The organism is Pseudomonas sp. GW822-FHT02G04, from assembly GCF_058802085.1.
The window spans coordinates 132,272-152,377 of the sequence record NZ_JBXANU010000004.1 but is presented as its reverse complement, the minus strand read 5'-3'; the positions used below and the strand labels follow the sequence as shown (position 1 = coordinate 152,377).

Genomic DNA, 20,106 nt, shown 5'->3' with positions numbered 1-20,106 from the left:
GAATGATCAGTTGGAATAAGGCGAGGTGTACGGGCTGACCGGTAGGCTCATGGGGCCGCTGATGTCCTCGAACAGGTAACGCAAAGACAGGGCGCCGCTGAATTGTTGGTAGTCGTGGGCGTTGTCCAGGCCCAGATTGGCGCCCAGCAGGAAGTTCGAAGCGAGCTTGTATTCAGCTGCCGCGGCGACGCTGTAGCCGATCCCGGTTTTGCTTTGCCCGGCGTAGCGCAGGCCGGAGGCCGCCTGCAGGGCTTTGTCGGTCGGGAAATAGTCGGCACTGTCTTGCTCGAAATGCTGCACGCCGACCGAGCCCTTGACTTGATACGTCAAGCGCCCGGTGCGTTGTGCCCAAGTCACCGGCACGCCCAGCGCGAAGAATGTCTGCGGGCTGAAATAGCCGCCGTGCCCATAGGTGAAATAGTCCTGATTGTTCGCGTAGCTGATGCCGGTCATGCTCAGGCCGACGGTCAGCTTGCTGTCTGTTGCATTTTGCAGGTACCAGTAGACACCGCTGCCCAGTTCACTGCGGCTGTTGGATTCGACATGGTTGCCCAACAGCTGGTGCCAGGAGGCGTAGCCATAGGCGCCGACTTCGCTGTCGTCATAGCTCAACTGGCCGCGCCCGCCGTTGGCGGTCACACCGCCCCAGGACTGCCCGCTGCGTTTGTCCGTGGTGCCGGCAAACGAGGTGACGCTGTCAGTCACCGGACGCCGGGAAACGCTCACCCCGTAGCGGACATTAGAGGAGTCGCTTATGGGGCGATCAACGCTGATGCCGCCGGTGGCGGTGGAGTATTTGAAGCCGAGCGGGGTGGTGCCGAGATCGGCCTTGAGCCCATCCGCGGGCCGTTGAATAGCGACGGAAAGGCCAACACCCTCGGCTTTTTGCGAGCCAACGCCGTCGTTCTGCGCACCGCTACCGAAGCGCTGCAGTGCCTCGCCGCTGGCACTGCCGGCGTTCAGCGAGACCGGCGTCACGCGCAGGGCGACGCGGCTTTCATCCAGCGGGATATTGATTTCCAGCGGCGTTTCAATGTCGGTCAGTTTGCTCAACCCCGACTCACTGTTGTTGCTGCGAATGCTCACGCCCTGGGTGACGTAGGCACTGCGCTCGTGAAGGATTTTATTTAGCGCCAGTTGCGCGGGGCTGATGTCTTCACTCACCAGTGCTGCGCGCGGCAGCTGCGACTCGAATGGATTGCTCGCCTGCTGTGGCCTTGGCAGGGCGTCGATGCCAAAAGGGTTGTTAGACCTCACGCTGCCCGGCATCTCCTGAGCCGGTGGCGGGATCGCTGCCAGCAAGGTGTCGCGACTGACCTCGCTACGTGGACCCGACACCCCCGCAAAAGGGTTGGGCGCCACTGTCGAACCGGCCAGTTGGCCGCTCTGGTTTCTGCGTTTCTCGCTCTGTTCGATGGCCACTGCCTTGCGCAGCAGATCGGTCGCCGTGCCGGTCTTGCCCATGTTCTGGTAGAGGCGTGCGGCTTCGGTCAGCGTTTGAGGGTTGCCGGATTCGGTCTTGAGCAACTGTTGCAGTGCCTGTTCGGCAAAGCCTGTGTCATGTGCCAACACCGCCGCGTCGGCGGCACCCAACAGCAGTTGCGGGTCGTTTGGCTGACGTTGTAATAGCGGTTTGTAGAGTTCGAGGGCTTTTGCCGTGTCGCCGTTGGCCGAATACATTCGCGCCAGCGCCGCGACGGCAGCGCTGTCACCGGGACGTTGCGCCAGCGCGGGCGCCAGCGTGTCGTAAGCGCTGGCCAGATTGCCTTGTTCACGCAAATGGTCAGCCTGGCGGATGCGATAGAGATGGAGCAGGTCGTCGAAACGCTTGCGAGTCGGTGCGTTCAAGGGCTTGTTCTGAAGGTCGCGCAGAATCTCGTTGACCTGTGCGTCTTCTCCGGACTCAAGCAGGACCGCGGCGTATTGCAGGATGAAGTCCGCCGAGGGCGCAGGGGTGTGTTGCAACTGTCCGCGCATGAGGGCCAGCGCACGGGTCGGCTCGCCGATCTCGACATAGGCCGAGGCCAGGCTCTCCGTGCGATCTGGACTGTTGTTAGCCATCGGCTGAATACGATCGAGCAAGGTCAGGGCTTCCTGGCGCTGTCCGCGCTTGCCCAACCCGATCGCCTGGCTGAGTTGCAGGTTGAGGCTGACATCAGCGGCCAGTGCTTCCATGTCCGGGGTGCGCTGGTCGGGGCGCAAGCGTCCCAAGGTTGCCTGGGCGGCTTTCCACTCACCCATCTGGACCGACAGCAAGGCGCTGACGTAAAGCGCATCGGCATTGTCGGGATGGGCCTGAAGCATGGTGTTGATCAGCTCCCGAGCCTTTTGCGGTTCGCCCATTGCCAGGTTCAGGCGGGCCAGGGCGAAACGTGTCCAGATGTTGTCCGGCTCAACGCGCAGCGCGTCTTGCAAGGCGTTGCGCGCAGCGGGCAGGTCGTTGCGTTGTTCGGCGAGGGCGGCCAGTTGTGTCGCGCGCAAGGCTTGCAGGCGTGCGGACTGGCCGATCTTTGCCTGTCCGGTGGCTGGCAGGCTGTTGATCAGTTGCAGGGCTTCATCGTTCTTGCCGCTCTTGAGCAGCACGTTGACCAGCCCTTCCAGTGCTTGAGGGTCGTCGCGGCGCAGATTCAAAATCTGCCGATAGTTGCGCTGAGCGTCATCGAACTGGCCCGCGCTGGCCTGAATATCCGCCTGGGCGAGGCGAGCGTCCACCCCGTCTGGATTCTGCCGCAGCGCCTGGTTTACCAAGGCTTGTGCCTGGGCTGTCTGGCCTTTGGCTTGGGCGTCGCGGGCCTGCTGCAACGCAGACCAGTAGCGCACTTCGTTCAGCGCCACTTGCCAGCGGCTGCCGTCGTGTTGTCGCGTGGCCTGACCCAGGAGCTTTTCCGCTTCGGCCAGTCGCTGTTGCTGCTGGCGAATAACGCCAAGGCCGCCCAGCGCGTCAGCATCATCGGGCCGGCTTTTCAAGCGTGCTTGAAAAGCCTGTTCGGCGGTGGCCTGATCGCCTTCTTTGAGCGCCTTCAGGCCGCGCGCGACTTCGGCGGGCGGTTGCCATTCCTTGCTGGGCGTCGTTGCCGGCTGTTGCTTGCCCTTGTTCATCTGCGCGCGGATTTCCACGTCATCCGGATGCGTCTTGAGGTACGTCTCGAACAACGGCACTTGTGCCGGATTGGGCGGACCGATCCAGGTCAGCGCCAGACGCCAGCTTTCGTCGGCATCACCGGCAATGTCGGTACGCTGGGTCAGCGCGGCCAGGGCGCGAATGCCCTCGGCACGGCTGTCTTCATGGCGGATCAGATGCTTGGCGTAAAACAGCGCGACGATCGAGTCGTTGGGCATCTCTCGTTGCAGGCGCTGGAATCCGCTGCGTGCTTGCGCCCAGTCAGCCTGATTGAAGGCCAGGTTGTTGTAATACTCGCGGCCGATCGTACCTTGAGGTGGGCGGCCATCGAACAGCGAGCGAAACACGGCGGTCGCCTTGTCACGCTCACCGGCATCGACGAGGCGCCGAGCCTCTGCCAGACGCTGCTGGTTCTGCGGTTGGGCCACGTTGATGTCCTGCGCCAATTGCAGTGCCTGCCGAGGCGGTGGCTGGATGGCCTGCAAGCGGGCGAGGTATTGCTGTGCCTGTTGTGGCTTGCCTTGTTGCACGCCGATCAAGCCCAGGCCATACAGTGCGTCAACCTGGACCGGGTCCAGCAGCAGGACTTTCTGCCAGACTTCCGCAGCGCGTTGAGGGTTGTTGTGCGACTGCCAGTACTGCCCTTGCTCGACGAGCAATGTCTGTGGTGTCGGACTTTGAGCGTGTGCAGCAGCGGCCGTCCATGCGCTCATGATGCCGATGGCTAGCGTGCGGTGGTGCGGGTGCATGCGGTCTCCCAGGAGAGTTTCAGCGTTCCGTCTTCCCGGAATCGGTAATGTTTATCTGCCCAACCGAGCGCGAACAGGCTAAGCATGAAGTTGTAGTAACGCGGCGGACTGGCGTCGGCATCAGGCCTGGCCAGCGCCTCTTGCAAGGCGAGTTCCACGCGGTGTCGTTGCTGATCGGCCAACCGGGGATGCCCCTTGGCCTCAAGGTAGGGAATCAGTGCAGCCCAGAATCCGAACGGGCTCTGACCCTTAACACTGCCGTGGATAACCTGGACTGTTTCCGGGGGGGAACCCGTCGCGACTGTGCTGCGGGCCATGCCGTCCAGCCGTTTGAGCAGGAGCGCTGCCAGCGGTTCGGAGGTGTCACCCATGCCCAGCCAGAGGTACGCGCGAATGGCATCGTAGCTGCCCGTGTCGCCGTTGATCGGGTCGCTTATGAAGGCACCCGATTGCGCGGAGGTGCCTTGATAACCGACCCAGTCAGCGACGAAACCGTGGTGGCTTGATTGGGCAATCATCGTTGCGGTGTTGTTGGCAATCGCTTGCCAGGGCCCGTTGGGGGCTTCCTTGGCCAGCCGCCGTAACAGTGGCAGTGGCAGGTAGCTGGGGTTCAGGCGCCAGAGCGCATCCGGCAGGACGAAGCCCTGTGGTCCAGGCAATACCATCGGCCCCAGTCCGGGCAGCGTGACGACCAATTGCGCTTCAATCATCGCCATCAGGTGCAGGGCATCCTGGCGATAGTCCGGCCGATGCCACAGGCGTGCGGCTTCGAGCAGGGCGTAGGCGATCCACAGGTCGGCGTCGGCGGCCGAATTGGCGTCTTGCAGGCGCCACTGACCGTCCGGGCCTTGCCCCCATAACCAGCCTGGCAGGCGTGTGGCGGTGGCGGAGCCTGCGAGGTTGGCTGATGTCCAGCGCCAGAGTTTGTCAAAGCGTGCCTGATCGTTGCCGATCAGTGCGAAGAGCATGCCGTAGGACTGCCCTTCAGAGGTGCTGTGATTGTTCTCCAGGCTCGATTCCAGAACCCGGCCGTCGGCCTGGACGAAGCGTGTTGAATAGGTTTGCCATAGTGGCCAGGTCGGCAGTTCACAGGGGGCTGCGGCCGCTATCACAGGGGCCGGCAGGGCGAGCGCAAGCACCGCGCTCAACCTGCGCGCGTTACCGCGCAGGCACTGGCGAAGTGAAACAACCCGGCTGCTCATGGACGGCACAGGCATGCGCGGCTTATTGGCCAAGACGACGTTTGGCCCGTAAGCGCAGGGCCAGGTAGGCCATCGAGGCAAGCAGCAGGACCCCGAGGAGAGTGAACAGCATGAGTGCCATTACGTTTTGCGAGAGGTACCACTGCAGATAGCGCAATGGGCCCATGCTCCCGACGTAGTAATCCTGTTCGGCGACCAGCGATTTGACATGTTTGCCCTTGACCACCACCAGACTGCCTTGCAACTCGTGGGCGTTTTCTTCGCTGCTGAGCAGGGCGTTAGTCACGTCAGCCAAGCCGTTAGGCCTTGCGCTGGCGATAAACACCACACTGCGCCCACTCTTGAGCGGCGATTCGAATCCAGTCAGATAAGCACTGCCGTCGTCAGCGCTGAACCTGAAGCTGCTGCGCGCTTCACGCAGATTGGTTTTCGTATCCGGGCTGATCCAGTTGCGCAGACGCAAGGGCAGGTCAGACAGTTCAAAGTACTGCGCAGCAGCTTCGTCCTTGGCCGGCAGCAGGCTTTGCCATTGCTCCAGCAGCGGCTGATTGTTGCCCGAGGCGAGCACCAGCAAATCCCGGTCGCGTTGCTCTGCCACCTGGTCGGCGTGGACCACCTTTACACCGGTGGCCGGGTAACCGGTGGAGTCACCGAAGCGCCCCAGCACGGTCAGATAGGCGCTCAGGTCCGCCGGGCCCGGCTCGTTGGGCAGGATCACCGATGTTTCAGAAAGGTCGGCCATGCGGGTGAACGGGAAGCCGCTGTCCTTGAACACCCCGAGGTTGGGCATGGCCATGAAGTGTTCGTATTGGCTGAGGTCCAGGGTCGAGTCCGGGTCGATCACGCCGCGCATGTTGTCGATGATGATGTCGCGGCAGTCGCCCTGTTTGATGTAGTCATACATAAAGCGAAATTGCAGGCGTGATTGCAGCGCTACGGAATTGAGCGGCAACAGCATGCGCGATGTGCGGGCCAGGCTGTCGTCGGTTTTGAGCATCGCCAGCAGGCTGTCGCTGTTGCCGAGTTTCTCGATCGAAGGCAGATCGATCGACTTGATGAAGGTATCGTTGAAGTGGACCAGCAACGAGGAATTGGTGGAGACCGGTTGCGGCGTATAGCGGTACTTCAGGTCAAGTTGCGCGCCGGGTTCACGCCAGTTGAACAGGTCGGGTGGCAAGCGCAGCGCCACCGTCATTTGTCCCGGGTTGTAACCCGACACATTGAGTTCTGCGGGCTTCGCCAGTTCACCCAGGCGAACCGGGCGGTCGGAGGGCAGCCAGTTAGGCGCGTCGTACGGTCGGCGTGGCTTAAGCGAGTCGATCCGGTCGATCACCACGCTCTGCCCGGAAAAGGCTGAGCCACCGAGGGCCAGCGCTGTCGCGGCGACCTTGAGATCGGCGCCATCGCGCCCGGAGACGATCAACAGTTTGCCCTGAGCATCATTCGGGTTGCTCACGAGTGTCAATGTCGGCCCCGTGGCCTCTTTGATCGGTAAGCCACTCAAGGCCGTTGATTCGCTGCCGCTGACAAACACCACGGCGTTGCCTTTGGCCGGCAGGCTGCTGAGGCTGGCGGGGAAGGTTGCGCCGCGGTAGCTGGCCAGGGCGCCAAACCAGGACGACAGGATACCGGCGGCCTCAAGCTCAGGGCCGCCCGGGCGCGCGGCGAACACGAAGGGCAGCTTCAGGGGCGAGGCGTCTCGACGATCGAACAAGGGCAGAGGCAGAGCGGACAGGTCGTTGGGCTGTTTAATCGAGGACACCTGGAGGCTCAGCTGGCTCTCGTTGCCGATCTTGGCCCACAGGCTGGAGTGCAAAGGGTCTTCACATTGCATCGTGTAGTGACCGATGAACTGCAGGCTGAGCCGGTTGAATTCGGTGATGGTCTGCGGCGGAATCTGCACGGTCCGGGTCTGCAATTTACCGGCCTCTTCCTTCGGGAGGGGCAGGCTGGCGGCCACTTGATCGTTGATCAGCACGTTGATTTGCGAAAGGTCGGCCAGCAGCGCCGGTGAATAGCTGTACTGCAGTGTGACCTGCGCAGCCGTGACGACTTCATCGGCGCGCACATCGAAATTCACACTGTCGGTAGCCTCCACGCCTTTAAGGTTCATCGAATAGCTTTTGCCCAGCTCCTTGAGGGTGCGGGTATAGCTGTTGCTCGGGGCATCTGTCCCGGGCAACGATGCGACCGGCATCACCGCCGGCTCTGTGGCGCTGATTGGGGTGGTAGCACTCAACGCCCAGTCGCTCCAGCCCACTAGTGAGCAGGCGAGCAGCATGAGTGAGCGACGAGGAGGAAAGGTCCGGCGAGTGGAAGGCTTCAAGATCGTTGCGTGTCCGCGGTGGGGTCGATAGGGGATGGAGTGTCCGGGCGTTTGCGCAGCAGCGCCTGGCTGTCCTTCAGGGTGGCAACGAACAAGCGCAGGATGGCGCGCAAGCCAATGCTGCTGACCTCGCGCAACGCCGACATTGGCGCGTCGAGGCGGCCGTTGCCCCACGTGTTGGCCCAGGTGTCGGCCCGTGAAAAGGTCAGTCGCACCAGCTCACTTTGCTGGCGCAGGGTCAAACCCTCGAATTTCACGCCTGCCACGTTGTCGTTGCTGAAGATCGTTGTTGCGGTAAAGAGGCTTGAGGGAGGTGTGCGCAGAATGCACAGCCGCAGCTTCTCTTTGGCGCTGAGCTGAACCTGCGGTGGCAGTGCCAGACCCACGCCGTTTTGTGAGAAATCCCGGGTTATGCAATCGAACGATGTGCCGTCTTCGCGATAGACGCGCACGGGCAGATCCGCGGGCACCCTGGGCTCGTTGCGCACCTGAGAGGACTCAGTGGCCACCGCCACGGCGGTGCTGACGATGATGATGTTGTACACGGTCCAGATCAGGTTGATCAGCAGGGTAGTGACCTCGGACGAATCACTCCCGACCAGTTTCACCACGCCGATCGCCAGACCGATCATGTTCAAGGTCAGCAGGACGATGTAAGGCCGCGCGAGCTTCCAGTTGAAATAGTCCTTTTCGATGGTGCCGCCCTTGTCGGTTACGTTGAATTTGCCCAGCGAAGGGCTGATCAGGGCGAGCAGTACCGGTCGCATGATGTGCCAGGCCAACACCGACTCATACACTTCGTTCCAGAAGGAGTGGCGGAAGCGCCCCTGGATGCTGGAGTTGGTCAGGCTGGAATGGAAAATATGCGGCAGTACATAGACCGTGACCATCAACGCCGAGGCGTGGAAAATCTGCGCGTCGAAGAACAGGTAGGCCAATGGTGCGGTCAAGAACACCAGGCGAGGCAGGCTGTAGAAAAAGTGCATCATGGCGTTGAGGTAGCAGATGCGCTGCCCCAGGTTCAGTCCTTTGCCAAACAATGGATTGTCGGTCCGAAAAATCTGCACCATACCCCGCGCCCAGCGTATGCGCTGGCTGATGTGTCGGGAAAGGCTTTCGGTGGCCAGTCCCGCCGCTTGTGGAATGGCGAGGTAAGCGGTATTGAAACCACGGCGATTGAGCTTGAGTGCCGTGTGCGCATCCTCCGTCACGGTTTCGGTGGCGATGCCGCCGACTTCCAGCAAGTGAGTCCGCCGGATGACCGCGCAGGACCCACAGAAGAATGCCGCGTTCCACAGGTCGTTGCCGTCCTGCACCAGGCCGTAGAACAGCTCACCTTCATTGGGTACCGAGCGAAAGGTATCGAGGTTTTTTTCGAACGGATCGGGTGAGTAGAAAAAGTGCGGCGTTTGCAGCAACGCCAGGTTCGGATCCTTTAAAAACCAGCCCATGGTGATTTGCAGGAAGGAGCGGGTGGGCACGTGGTCGGCGTCGAATATGGCAATGAACTCGCCATCGGTGACTTTGAGGGCCTCGTTGAGGTTCCCGGCCTTGGCATGTTGATTGTTGTCGCGGGTAATGTAGTTGACACCAATCTGCTGACAGAAAGCCTTGAATTCCTCCCGGCGTCCGTCATCGAGCACGTGCACCCGCAGTTTGCCCTCGGGCCAGTCAATGGCCTGAGCCGCGAGCACCACCAGTTTGACGATACCCAATGCTTCGTTATAGGTGGGAATGAACACATCTACCGTCGGCCATTGCGCGGGTGGCTGTTGCAGAAACTGCGGTTTACGGTGCAGCGGCCAGGCGGTCTGTATATAGCCGAAGACCAGCACGAGCAAGGCATACAGTTCTGCCAGCACCAGCCCGTAGCCAAATACGGCATCCAGCCAGTTGTCGAAGTCCAGGGTGTCGGACAGGCGCCAGTACATGTAACGCAACGAAGCGATCAGCGAGAGGGTGATCAGGGTCAGGATCGCCAGACGCCCGGTTTGCTTGCGGATGATCAGGCTGGCGGCAAAACAGACGGAGGCAAACACGGCCTGGGAATACAGATTCTGCGGCGCAGTGAGGATACCCAGCACCAACAATGCTGCAATCAGACCGCCTGAGATTTTCAGGCCCAGGCGCCAATGCCGGGGCCATTGACTGACGCGATCCTGGAAGCTATCCAGCAGCTTTTGCAACCACCAGGTCTTTGCAGGTAGCTGATTCAGCTGGGCGGTCATGGCGTGCCCTGCTGGCTGGAAGCGTCCGCGAAAAGCAGGGCATGGACCGCGCCTGATAACGACAGAATGTCCTGACAGCCAATGCTCTCAGGTGCGTACTGCATCAGGTCCCGACCATAGGCCAGCGACTCGTTGAACTGGTGATCGAGGCGAATCGTCCCGATCAGGTTAGCGCCGAGCCGTCGCCGAAACAGCACGCCCATGTCCCTGCTGAACGAGCGCGAGTCATCCCGTTGGTTGAGCACATACCGCTGCCGCTGTGCGCGTCGCAGGCTGGTTTCCAGCCACTGGGTCATGGTGTCCAGTGCCAGGTAGGAGGCCGCGTCGGCCACCGTCATCACCAGCACCAGATCGGCGGCGTCGAGTGCCTGTTGCGAATAGACGGTCGCACCCGAAGGAGTGTCCAGGATCACAGTATCGTTTTCGCTGAGGTTCATTGACGCAAGGTGCTGATTCAACCAGTCAGGATTTTCAAGCATCAACTGCCTGAGCAATCGGCGATCGTTCAGCTCGCCAGTGCCGAAGGGCAGGCACTCACTGTCGCTAAAGCCCGGCAGGCGATGAGCGCCCCAGTCGGCGTCCTGCTCTTTGAGCTGGATCAGCCCGGGAGCCGGCCTGGTGATACCCAAGTGGCTGGACAGCGCGTTCTGAGGGTCCAGATCAATCGCGATGACTCGCCCGCCAGGGTGCCGAAGTGTTTTCGCGAGGCCAGCGGCGACGGTGCTTTTACCCACCCCACCATTCGCTGAAACGATAGCAATGACCTTCGCCTTGGTCCGCTTGCGAGTCGTTTCTGGCAGGCCGTCTCGACGAATCTGGTTAAGTTCACGCAACAGGTCGCTCAATCGCTGACGGTCACCCGTAGCAGAACTCGCAGGTGACTCGGTCAGGGGAGGGGATTTGGGTGACGGTGGCGAGAGGGCAACATTTTTCACAGGCTCGACCGGCGCGCCAATCAATAAAGAAGGCTGTGGCTCGTCCAGCAGAAAAACAGGGGGCGTTGGTGTTGCTGGAGACAATGCCGTCGACGGTTCTGACTCAGCCACCGCAGGTATAACCGGGTCGTCTTTGAAGTCTTTATAGTTCGGTTGTATTTCTTGGTAAGTCTCCACGTTGGCGCCAAAACGTGTAAAGAGTTTCGTAATGTCGTCTACATATTTCATGCGTTATACCAAGAATGAAATAACTTAGAAACTCAGCATTCCATTAACTTAACAAAGTTGATGCGTAGTCTGGGCGTTGGCAGAGTGCCATTAATTTAGGGCGTCTATGTCAGTGTGTCAATGATTGTTATAAAAAGTCAGCGAGGCTTGTTAGTGTTCATGTGAATGTTATTAGGGTGTTGTGTTATTGGTGGGAAATGTGAATATTAGAAGGCCGCCAATAACAAATGTTAAATGAGGTGTGATGTAGTGATGGGTAGTGGGTGTACTTGTCGGGAGAAATAATTTTCGATGGCTCGCTTGCGACGTTCAACACCAAGGAGTGCCGAACGCCGTAGGCAGGCTGAAATGTCTCGCTATGCTGCTCGAATAGCGTTTCGGTGGTCACTGCCAGCGTCGGTCTGGCAATGCTGATGACGCTGTTCATTTCGAATGGCGTCAGTTTGTAGTTGAGAATGACCGGAACTGCACCTCATTGGGTAGAACAAAGAATTTATGGTTAGATAAGAAAGTACTACAGAGGCAGGCTGTATGTAAATTGTTTCAATTAAGCATCGATGTAGTTATTTCTCCGATACCAATCCAGGGTATCGGTCAATGTTTCCGTCACGGGGCGGAACTTGCACTCCAATTTTTTTTGGCTTTTGTTGTGGCTGAAATGGGTGCGCCCTTGCTCTTGCTCCATAAGTTTGACAGTGGAGGTACTGATGAGCACCGGCTTTTTCGTAATTCGGTAATAACCTTCATAAATCAAGGCAATGATACGCAGCATGAACAGTGGCACTTTGCGCTCTGGCGCTTTTACGCCACTGACACTGGAGAGCGCCTGGAAAATGCTTTTCATGTCCATGTGAGTGCCGGCTGCCAGGTAGCGTTCTCCGGATCGGCCGCGTGTGATTGCCGCAAGTTGATGCTCCGCTACATCCCTGGCATCGACAACGGAAAAACTTCCAGGCAGTACGCCGGGCAATTTTTTTCCGACAAAGTCGAGCAGGAACTGTCCTGATGAGGTCGGGCCGATGTCCCCAGGGCCAAACATCCAGCCAGGCAATACCATGGCGACGAACATGTCTGGGTGCCGCAACAGAAATTCCTGAACTTTCTGTTCAGACAATATTTTACTCAAGTAATAATCGTCAGCCTCCGATTCACTGCGAGACATTGTTTCATCGATCACTTGATCTTTGTTGCCCTTCAGCACGGCAATGGATGAAGTATGGACTGCACGACGAATGCCAGCGGCATAAGCGGCTTGCAACAGGCGCTCGGTTCCGGTCACATTGGTGTCATACAGTTTCTGCCAGTGCTTTGCGCCTTTGTAACTATCGCGGAAGGGCTCAGACCTCAGGCAGGATGCGAATAGGGGGGTGGGGCGTTGCCTGATATGGAGCCAGTGCATCTATGCTGCCGTGCGCGGATCTGGAATTTGCCGTTGTCTGCATTGAGCCGAGTCCGAAAAACGCGTTGACACTCATAAAATCATGCCCGTGCGATACGGGGGGCTTTCAGGCCTGCTGAGTGACTGTGCGGAGTTGATGCTATGAAATTGTTCAGGCCGTTACTTCAGCGGCCCGTAGCCTTGCTGTGGGGAGGGTTGGCGCTCTCCTCAATTGGTGACGAACTCTTCGCGATTGCCATCGCCTGGATGGCGGTGCAGATCGCCGGTACCGATGCGAGCTGGCTCAGTGCTTTACGCGGTGCTGCTGCGTTGGCAGGCGCATTGCTGGGTGGAATATGGGCGGAGCGTTGGGACCACCGTCGCACGATGATCGGCGCCGATCTGGCGCGGGCCGGGCTTGCCTTGATTCCGGTGATCGCCTGGGGGCTTGGCATCATGAGTCTCTGGATGCTGGCGGTGCCGCTCATGCTCATGATGATCGTCAACTCGCTCTTCGAACCAGCGCTGCGGGCCAGTCTGCCGCGCATTGTTGCGGCACCGGACCAACTGCAATCGGTCAACGCACTGTTCGATGCCATCATCCGGGTTGCCCGGGTGATCGGGCCGATGCTGGCCGCGGCGATTACGTTGCTGATTCCGATCGAGCATCTTTTTACCCTGAACGGCATCACATTCCTGATCTCCGCCTGGGCGGTCATGAAGCTGGGTAAAGCGTTGCCGCGCCAACCTGTCAGGGCGACCAGCCGACGTGCCGGTTTTACTGCCGGCTGGCGAAGCCTTGTTGGGCGCAGGCAAATGCAGGCAGTGTATGTGTGTGCGGGACTGGGCAATGTTGCCTGGAGCGTGGGTATCTCGATCGGCATGGCGCTGGCCGTCGTCAAATACGATATCCAGGGTTACGGTGTACAGGGTTTTGCTGCCTACGGCCTGATCATGGGCGCCTATGGGGCAGGGAACCTGATCTCCATTTTTGTCGTGGGCAATCTGCAAATCCGCCGCTTGTATCACGGGTTTACCTTCGGTTCCGTGGTTAACGGCTTGGGCATCGCAGCCATCGGTGCAGCCGTGATGTATCTGCCAGCGGAGCATGTTCTGGCGGGGATGATGATCGGCGCAGGTCTTGCGGCACTCGGTGGGCCACTGATCGACATCTCGTTCATTCTGCTCATTCAAACCAGATTCAAGCAAAGCGAGATCGCGGGGCTGGCAAGGCTGCGCTTTGCCGCGCTGGGGGCGTCGATTCTGATAGCCGGTGCCTGCGGTGCGGCGCTGTATGCCCACTTTGAAACCGGCCTGATTATTGTCGGTGCCGGGATTTTCGAAGTGATCGTGGGGGCCATTGTGTTGCTCGTCCCCAAGGACAACGGAGCCGTACAGGCGAATAAGGAAGAAGTCACTTCGTTGTCGTCTTCATCCTTGGCCGATGGTAGCGAGGTGGCCAGATGAAACAGTGCCATGACTATGTAAAAGACCACGCCGAGCTAACGCCGAACGGTAGCGCTCAGTGATCCTGGAACGCTTTCAATCCTCGTTGTACCGCGGGCCTGGCTTCGATCGCATCGAACCAGCGTGATAAGCGTGAAAGCACTTTCCAATCCAGCCAGTCACGAAATGATGCCGCAATGGTGAAAGCAGAGATGTCCGCCATGGAGAACTGGTCTCCGGCCATAAAGTCGTCGGTAAGAAACCGTTCTGCATAGACAAGTTGTTCAATGACGCGCAGATCGATGAGTGTGGCCGCATCATTAAACCCTGCCTGGCGCAGGAAAAATGCGGCATGACTGGGCCCGATTACGTCCGTTACGAAAAAGAAGTAACGATCAAACACCAGGTCGCGCTTTGGTCCGCGATGCGCTGGTGCAAGCCGACCGGGAGCTTTTGCATCAGCGAATTGAATGATTGCGTTCGATTGGTTAATGACCAGCGCGGGTGTCGATGTATGGTCGACCAGGGTTGGGACTTTTCCTGCCGGATTAAGCGCCAGGTACGACAAGTCGCGTTGCTCATTCGCCTGCAAATTCAGTCTTCGTGCGGTGTAGGGGATACCTGCTTCCTCCAAGGCTATTGCAGCCCTCAGACTGTTGCCGGTAGGAGCGCCATACAGCTCTATTTTGGGGTTCATCAGGCACTTCCTGGAAATGAATGGATGATCATTGGATGCTAAGTGAAAAGCGGCGTATGCGCATGTCTTCAAGACCAGGCGCATACGACCATCGTGATCACCCCTCGAACGCTTGCCGGTTTGCGCGTACGAAGTCACCCACCGTTTGAGGCGCTTGTCCGGTGATTTCGCCGATAACCCCGTCCTCACCGCTAAAGATTCCGTTCTGGTAATCGACCGCGACTGCAAGGAAGTGCTGGATCACAAACTCCGGCAGGTCGTAGGTCTGCAGATGCTGGCGATACTCTTCCAGAGTTGAAGGGCTGTAGGTGATGGTGCGACCTACGATGCCGCTGATTTCGTCGGCAATCTCTTGATGGCTCAGCTCGACAGGGCCGTACAGCGGGTAGGTTTTCCCGATATGGCCAGACGGCTGCGTGAGAACGGCAGCGATCAGTCGTGCCTGGTCTTCAGCGGCGATGGGGGCATGTCGGCCGGTGCCGTATGGCAGCGTGATCTTGTTCTCTTTCACGATCTGATCAAGCACCCACGGAAAGATCAGCCACTCGGAAAAGAACGTCGGGCGGATATGGACGGTGGGCACGCCAGACCAGTCAAGTACGCGCTCCGCGATCCAGTGGTCGCGCGCGGCGTGACTCAATGAATCTTCCCGAGCGGAAATCTGCGACATTTCCACCACGACCTCGACGCCGGCTCGCCGGGCGGCATCCGCAAAATAGGCGGTCGCCTGAATGTAGCCAGGACGCACGGGATAGCACAGGTAGGCGCCTGTGACCCCCTCCATCGCACGAATGATGTCGTCATGTTCAAGGAGGTCGCCAACGAATATTTCGGCGCCCTCGCTCCGAAGCGCTGCGCTGCGTTCGTCCTCTTGGTGCACAAAAGCCCGAACCGCATGACCTCCATTGAGAAGGTGGCGAATGGTGTAGACGCCCGTTTTTCCCGTAGCGCCGGTGACGAGGTATTTGCGTTGCTGCATGGTGAATACTCCAAAGTTAAGGAACACACATTGCTCGCGCCGATATCACGTATCAGGCGTTACCAATTCAAGAAGGTTGCGCAGTAGCGCACCGCTGTCAGCTATCGAAAGGAGCGTGATCAATCAGGTCGCACACATTCGGGCAATCGAACCCGTGCACGTGACGACGTCCGACGTCAGCGAGCCCAGTGCCAATCGCGGTGTGAGGTTTCTTCTTGGCCACTTCAGCGACCGCTTGGGTAAACGCGGCTTTCATGCCAATGCGGGGGTAGAGGGCCAGCGTATCCTCGACCAGCGATGGCGTGATTTCCTCCAGCCGTAATCCCATCACGTCGACATGGGCGCCCATGTAGATCAGGGCGATCTCTGGCTGCTTGCGGTCGGCGATGCCGGCACTGGAGTGAAGGGCGATCGCATCCCAAACCAGCTCGGCTTTCGATTCCGGGTAACCGTTGTCCAGCAGGAAGCGGCTGGCGGCGTCGGCGCCGTCGACCTCAAAGCGTTGGTCGGCCGCAAACTCGTACGTCAGACCCAGGTCGTGCAGCAGGGCGGCGAGATAGACGGCCTCACGGTCGTATTTCAGGCCTCGCTGCCGGCCGAGGAACTCGGCAAACCACCACGTGCGATGCACATGGTGCAGGAGCGCTGTCGAGTGAACGCGTTCTACGAGGAACGAGGCCTTGCGAGCGAGTTCAGAGTCTGGAGCGCTGAAGCCGCCGATGATGACTGGGGTACTCATGTTTGCTTCCGGGGATTAAGTTGGCTTGCAGTTCATTCTAAGTAGTCGCTATTGGCAAAATTGACTATTTTCAGATGATTTGTGCCAATATGCGAAGCAGCTCAATGCGGGAGATCGCTGTGAGAAAAACAAAGAAATCAGTCCATTCCTTTGTCGGCGTAGCGCAAAAACGAGTGGTGATTCTAGGGTTGCCGCCCGTGGATTCGCTTGATGTGATCGGCCCGGCAGAGGTGTTTGCCTATGCGAACAATCTGCACCGTGGTGACGCTGCCCCCTACACACTCGAACTCGTTTGTGCGGGTGCCAATGAACACCTGGAAAGCAGCACCGGCATCGCACTTATGGCGCACAAGACGCTTGAACAGGAGCGTCTTGAAAACAAGCCCATCGACACGTTGATCGTGACGTCGGGCTGGAAAGCCATGGATCATCTGGATCAAACGGCCATCGAGTGGATCCGCACGCGAGCCAGAGATGTCAGGCGTGTGTGTTCGATCTGTGTCGGGGCCTTCGCCTTGGCCGAAACAGGGCTTCTGGATGGTCGAAAGGCAACAACCCACTGGCGGATGGCACGCAGCCTGGCCGATCGCTATCCCAGCGTGCAGGTGGACCCCAATCCGATTTGGATCAAAGACAGCAACGTGTACACCTCGGCAGGCATATCGGCGGGAATCGATCTTGCGCTTGCATTGGTCAGCGAAGACCTGGGTGACGACATCGCTTTGGAGGTCGCGAAAAATCTGGTTCTGTTTCTGCGACGTCCAGGCGGCCAGGCACAGTTCAGCGTTGCACTCCAGTCGCAGCATGCGACAGGTTCGAACCTGGATGAGTTATGCGTATGGATCAGTGAGCATCTGCATACGGAGCTGACGGTCGAGATACTTGCAGACAGGCTCGCCACCAGCGTGAGGACCTTGATTCGCATGTTTCAGCGGGAGTTCAAGACAACGCCTGCGAAGTACGTCGAGGACGTCCGGGTCGAAGCGGCCTGTCGGCAAATAGAGCTGGGAAGACGGTCGATGGAGGAGGTTGCGCGCCGATGCGGCTACCACAGTGTCGACGTGCTCAGAAAAGCCTTCGTGCGACGCATGGGGGTGAGTCCAAAGGAGTACGCACAACGTTTCGCGCCGACTAAAGAGCCCGCTTAGGCATGCCCGTTCGACGAGCATGGGCAAGTAGAATGTGAACGCTGCTCAGCACTAATGTGACTTGTCATGGTCAATAAACCCCGCGCGACCGTCAGCGGTCGTACTGCCCGGCGCCGACCGGATCCGTATCGGCATTTTGATCAAGGACAGTGAAAGCATGCTCACCGCAATATAATCCGCAACCGCCTCCACCTGGCCCCGTGAATCGGGACTCGCCGTACGTTTACCCCTCAATCCAATTCGAAGATTTAAAGCATGCACCTACGCAAAATTGCAGTTGGGCTGTCGGCCCTTGTTTTGCTCTCGACCGGGGCACAAGCCCGCAGTCTGCTGGACCTCCTCAACCCCCCCAGCCACCATCAGGAACAAGCGTCCCACTCGGGCTCGATCAGCCAGAACGCGGCCCTGGAACTCTATTCAAACAAACAGAAACAGGCATCGTTTGACGGCTGCGCGGATCTGTTCCCGGCAGCGAAACCGATCAACACCGCCACTGTGCCTGCCACAATGAAACCCTTGGCCCTGTGCTCCGACAACTTCGCGGTGCTGTACTCGCAAACCAGCAAGACGCCGCTGGTAGTGGTCGAACGCCTTAATGCCGCCCAGCTGCAGGATGCCAAAGGGGAGGAGCGCACCAACCAGTTCTACCCGGACCCACGCATCCCCAAGAGTGGGCGGGCAGAGTTGAGCGACTACCGTAGCCAACATCCGGCCGTGGACCGTGGCCATCAATCCCCGGCAGCCGATGCACCGAACCCCAATGCAATGGCCCAATCCTTTGCGCTGTCGAACATGGTGCCGCAAGACCCAACCAACAACCGGAAGATCTGGAGTAAGGTCGAGTCCGATGTCAGAAAGTTTGCCAAACGAGCCGATGGCAATGTCTTTGTCTTTACCGGCCCGCTCTTTGATTCAGGCCACGCCACCGTCGGCGACAACAAGGTCTGGGTGCCGACCCGCCTGTTCAAGCTGGTTTACGACGCATCGTCCAAGCGTGCCTGGGCTTACGTACTGCCCAACGCTGAAACCCGTATCGAGAAGCCGATGGACTATGACGCTTTCGTAAAGAGTACCGGGCTCAACTTGCTGGGGAATCTACCGGTCACAGGTTCCGTGGGACGCTCTTGATGGCTTGCACCCCAAAGGCTGGATGCACCGATGGGATTTGTCATTTGCATGTGATTGAAATAAAAACCATCGGGTAATCCGTAGCAGCTGCCGAGCCGGCGAGGTTGCGTTCGGCTGCGAAGCAGTCGTCAAACCGGAACTTGCGGTGCGTCAGGCAGACCGCGCAAGCCGAATTCACGACTGCTGTGCAGCCGAACGCAGCCTCGCAAGCTCGGCAGCTGCCACAGAGAGTGTGTCGCGGCTAGCGCGCCGCCCAGGCATTGAAACGCGCCGATTCTGTTGATGGATGAAGGGAAGTCGTGATGAACCTTGCCGACAATTACATTGGCAACTTCGTCAAGGAGTGAGCCAGGGGCGGGTGATCAGCGTCGAGGCGATCATGCGGGCGTCAAACGAGCCTCAGGTCCCGCGCTACCCCGTGTAGTACTTATCCCAGAGCTTGTTGCGGAATCGCTTGCCCGGATCGTATTGCGCCTTGAGTGCGAACAGGCGTCGCGCATTGGGGTAGGCACGTGAGAACTGCTCTCGCGTCGCATGCAACTGGTAGGGCAGATAATAAGTCCCCCCAAGCGACAACGCGGCGTCGATAAGTTCGCGCGTCCACACGCCGACTTTTTCACGGTCGGCCACGCTAACGTGTTGCCAGTAATAGAGTACGAATGAAAACACTTCTTCGCGTGCCCAAGACAGGCACGAGTCGGGGTCGCCCGGCGAGTGCCGGATAGAGACGTTGACGGCGTCAACGCGGTACGCCTGCAGGATGGTGGTCAATTGCTGTACGAACGCGTTGAGCCGGGCGACCGGTACAAAATACTCCTGCAACGCGTAGGTGCTGTTTCGGGTTGCAATAGGCCCGAGCGAGGCGACATCCGCACTGGCCTCGTAGTTGCGCCGTACAACCGGGTGGCTGAGGTAGCGCAGTGGATCGATCACATCCTTGCGAATCAACGGGCCGCCGGGAAGTTTGGCCACACTCCACATGGCGATCTGGTCGAACCTGTACGATTGCCCCGGTGCGACCAGCCTGTCTTCGACTGTCAGCTCTTTGTCCGTGGTGCGCCAGGTGACGGAGGTGGCCTGATCAAAGTAGGGGGGCGCCAGATCGGCGTTGTGCAGGATTGCCTGTTCGTTCCCGCGGATCTGCTCATTGAAAAATGTCGGGTAATTGGCAACTGACATTCGGTGTACCTGGCGCTCCATCGTGACGTTGGACGCAAGGTCCAATTCGACCTCAGTGATGACCCCCAGTGCGCCATAGCCACCGATGGCTGCGTGGAACAAGTCGGCATTTGCGGTGCGGGACGCTTCTACTACCGAACCGTCGGCGAGCACCAGTTGGAGGGAGCGCACCGAGTTGATCACCGGGCCGGCACCGACATAACGCCCATGCGCATTGACCGACAGTGCCCCGCCGACGGTAAAGTTGGCATAGCTCTGCATGATCTTTACCGAAAGGTCGTGTGGGTCGATGACCGACTGCAGGTCGCGCCACCGAATCCCTGCTTGCACGCGTATGAGCCTGTTCTCGGGCGAGTAATGGATGACCTGATTGAACTGACGCATGTCGATGTGCAGGCTGTCCTCGGTGGCAATCTGTCCGCCCATGCTATAGCGGCCACCACCAATGCAGACCGGGCCAGATCCTGCGGCGAGCGCTTGCCGAATATCATCCGTCGTATGCGGGGTGAGGAGACGGTTAACCCCAATCGGGTTGAGAAGCGTGACGTCGTTAACCAGGACGCCTGAAGACGCAGCCCATAACCGCCAAGGCGACAGTGCATTGACTGCTATGCAGGTCATGC

13 protein-coding genes and 1 pseudogene are annotated in these 20,106 nt (G+C 59.1%); 3 read left to right on the top strand and 11 right to left on the bottom strand.

Annotated elements, in window-relative coordinates:
* Positions 1–6: 6 nt before the first annotated feature.
* The 7 genes and pseudogenes from AC1RO5_RS07465 to AC1RO5_RS07435 all read right to left on the bottom strand — a co-directional run bounded on the left by AC1RO5_RS07465 (position 7) and on the right by AC1RO5_RS07435 (position 12,188).
* Positions 7–3,870 (bottom strand): cellulose biosynthesis protein BcsC, encoded by a 3,864-nt coding sequence (locus tag AC1RO5_RS07465; RefSeq protein ID WP_493174071.1) that lies wholly within the window; start codon positions 3,868–3,870, stop codon positions 7–9.
* Positions 3,846–5,087 carry a cellulose synthase complex periplasmic endoglucanase BcsZ gene (gene bcsZ, locus AC1RO5_RS07460; RefSeq protein WP_493174069.1) on the bottom strand — a complete coding sequence of 414 codons (1,242 nt, stop codon included), beginning with the start codon at positions 5,085–5,087 and terminating at the stop codon, positions 3,846–3,848. The genes AC1RO5_RS07465 and bcsZ overlap by 25 nt, the downstream gene beginning before the upstream one ends.
* A 7-nt stretch (positions 5,088–5,094) precedes the next feature.
* Positions 5,095–7,398 carry a cellulose biosynthesis cyclic di-GMP-binding regulatory protein BcsB gene (gene bcsB / locus AC1RO5_RS07455; protein ID WP_493174067.1) on the bottom strand — a complete coding sequence of 768 codons (2,304 nt, stop codon included), beginning with the start codon at positions 7,396–7,398 and terminating at the stop codon, positions 5,095–5,097.
* Positions 7,395–9,626: a UDP-forming cellulose synthase catalytic subunit gene (gene bcsA, locus AC1RO5_RS07450; RefSeq protein ID WP_493174065.1), complete on the bottom strand. Its 2,232-nt coding sequence runs from the start codon at positions 9,624–9,626 to the stop codon at positions 7,395–7,397. Before bcsA ends, bcsB begins: the two co-directional genes overlap by 4 nt.
* Complete coding sequence (gene bcsQ / locus AC1RO5_RS07445; RefSeq protein ID WP_493174063.1) at positions 9,623–10,789, bottom strand: cellulose biosynthesis protein BcsQ; 1,167 nt, start codon at positions 10,787–10,789, stop codon at positions 9,623–9,625. The genes bcsA and bcsQ overlap by 4 nt, the downstream gene beginning before the upstream one ends.
* A 262-nt stretch (positions 10,790–11,051) precedes the next feature.
* A pseudogene (locus tag AC1RO5_RS07440) lies at positions 11,052–11,246 on the bottom strand (long-chain fatty acid--CoA ligase); the annotation flags it as partial.
* 90 nt (positions 11,247–11,336) lie between these two features.
* Positions 11,337–12,188 carry an NAD-dependent epimerase/dehydratase family protein gene (locus AC1RO5_RS07435; protein ID WP_493174061.1) on the bottom strand — a complete coding sequence of 284 codons (852 nt, stop codon included), beginning with the start codon at positions 12,186–12,188 and terminating at the stop codon, positions 11,337–11,339.
* Between the two features lie 141 nt (positions 12,189–12,329).
* Between AC1RO5_RS07435 and AC1RO5_RS07430 the strand changes: the two genes are divergently transcribed.
* Positions 12,330–13,634 (top strand): MFS transporter, encoded by a 1,305-nt coding sequence (locus AC1RO5_RS07430; RefSeq protein WP_493174059.1) that lies wholly within the window; start codon positions 12,330–12,332, stop codon positions 13,632–13,634.
* A gap of 55 nt (positions 13,635–13,689) precedes the next feature.
* On the opposite strand, the gene AC1RO5_RS07425 is transcribed toward AC1RO5_RS07430, so the two are convergent.
* The 3 genes from AC1RO5_RS07425 to AC1RO5_RS07415 form a co-directional block, all read right to left on the bottom strand.
* The gene (locus tag AC1RO5_RS07425; RefSeq protein WP_493174057.1) at positions 13,690–14,310 is read right to left on the bottom strand and encodes a glutathione S-transferase family protein; all 621 of its coding nucleotides are present in this window, start codon (positions 14,308–14,310) and stop codon (positions 13,690–13,692) included.
* Positions 14,311–14,407: 97 nt separating this feature from the next.
* Positions 14,408–15,289, bottom strand: coding sequence for an NmrA family NAD(P)-binding protein (locus AC1RO5_RS07420; RefSeq protein ID WP_493174055.1), 882 nt, complete (start codon positions 15,287–15,289; stop codon positions 14,408–14,410).
* A gap of 97 nt (positions 15,290–15,386) precedes the next feature.
* Positions 15,387–16,028 carry an HD domain-containing protein gene (locus AC1RO5_RS07415; protein ID WP_493174053.1) on the bottom strand — a complete coding sequence of 214 codons (642 nt, stop codon included), beginning with the start codon at positions 16,026–16,028 and terminating at the stop codon, positions 15,387–15,389.
* Between the two features lie 104 nt (positions 16,029–16,132).
* Between AC1RO5_RS07415 and AC1RO5_RS07410 the strand changes: the two genes are divergently transcribed.
* Together AC1RO5_RS07410 and AC1RO5_RS07405 are read left to right on the top strand one after the other, a co-directional pair.
* Positions 16,133–17,176 carry a GlxA family transcriptional regulator gene (locus AC1RO5_RS07410; RefSeq protein ID WP_493174051.1) on the top strand — a complete coding sequence of 348 codons (1,044 nt, stop codon included), beginning with the start codon at positions 16,133–16,135 and terminating at the stop codon, positions 17,174–17,176.
* A gap of 255 nt (positions 17,177–17,431) precedes the next feature.
* Complete coding sequence (locus AC1RO5_RS07405) at positions 17,432–18,304, top strand: DNA/RNA non-specific endonuclease (protein WP_493174048.1); 873 nt, start codon at positions 17,432–17,434, stop codon at positions 18,302–18,304.
* A gap of 411 nt (positions 18,305–18,715) precedes the next feature.
* Here AC1RO5_RS07405 and AC1RO5_RS07400 read toward each other — a convergent pair whose 3' ends face one another.
* The gene (locus AC1RO5_RS07400) at positions 18,716–20,104 is read right to left on the bottom strand and encodes an FAD-binding oxidoreductase (protein WP_493174045.1); all 1,389 of its coding nucleotides are present in this window, start codon (positions 20,102–20,104) and stop codon (positions 18,716–18,718) included.
* Positions 20,105–20,106 lie beyond the last annotated feature (2 nt).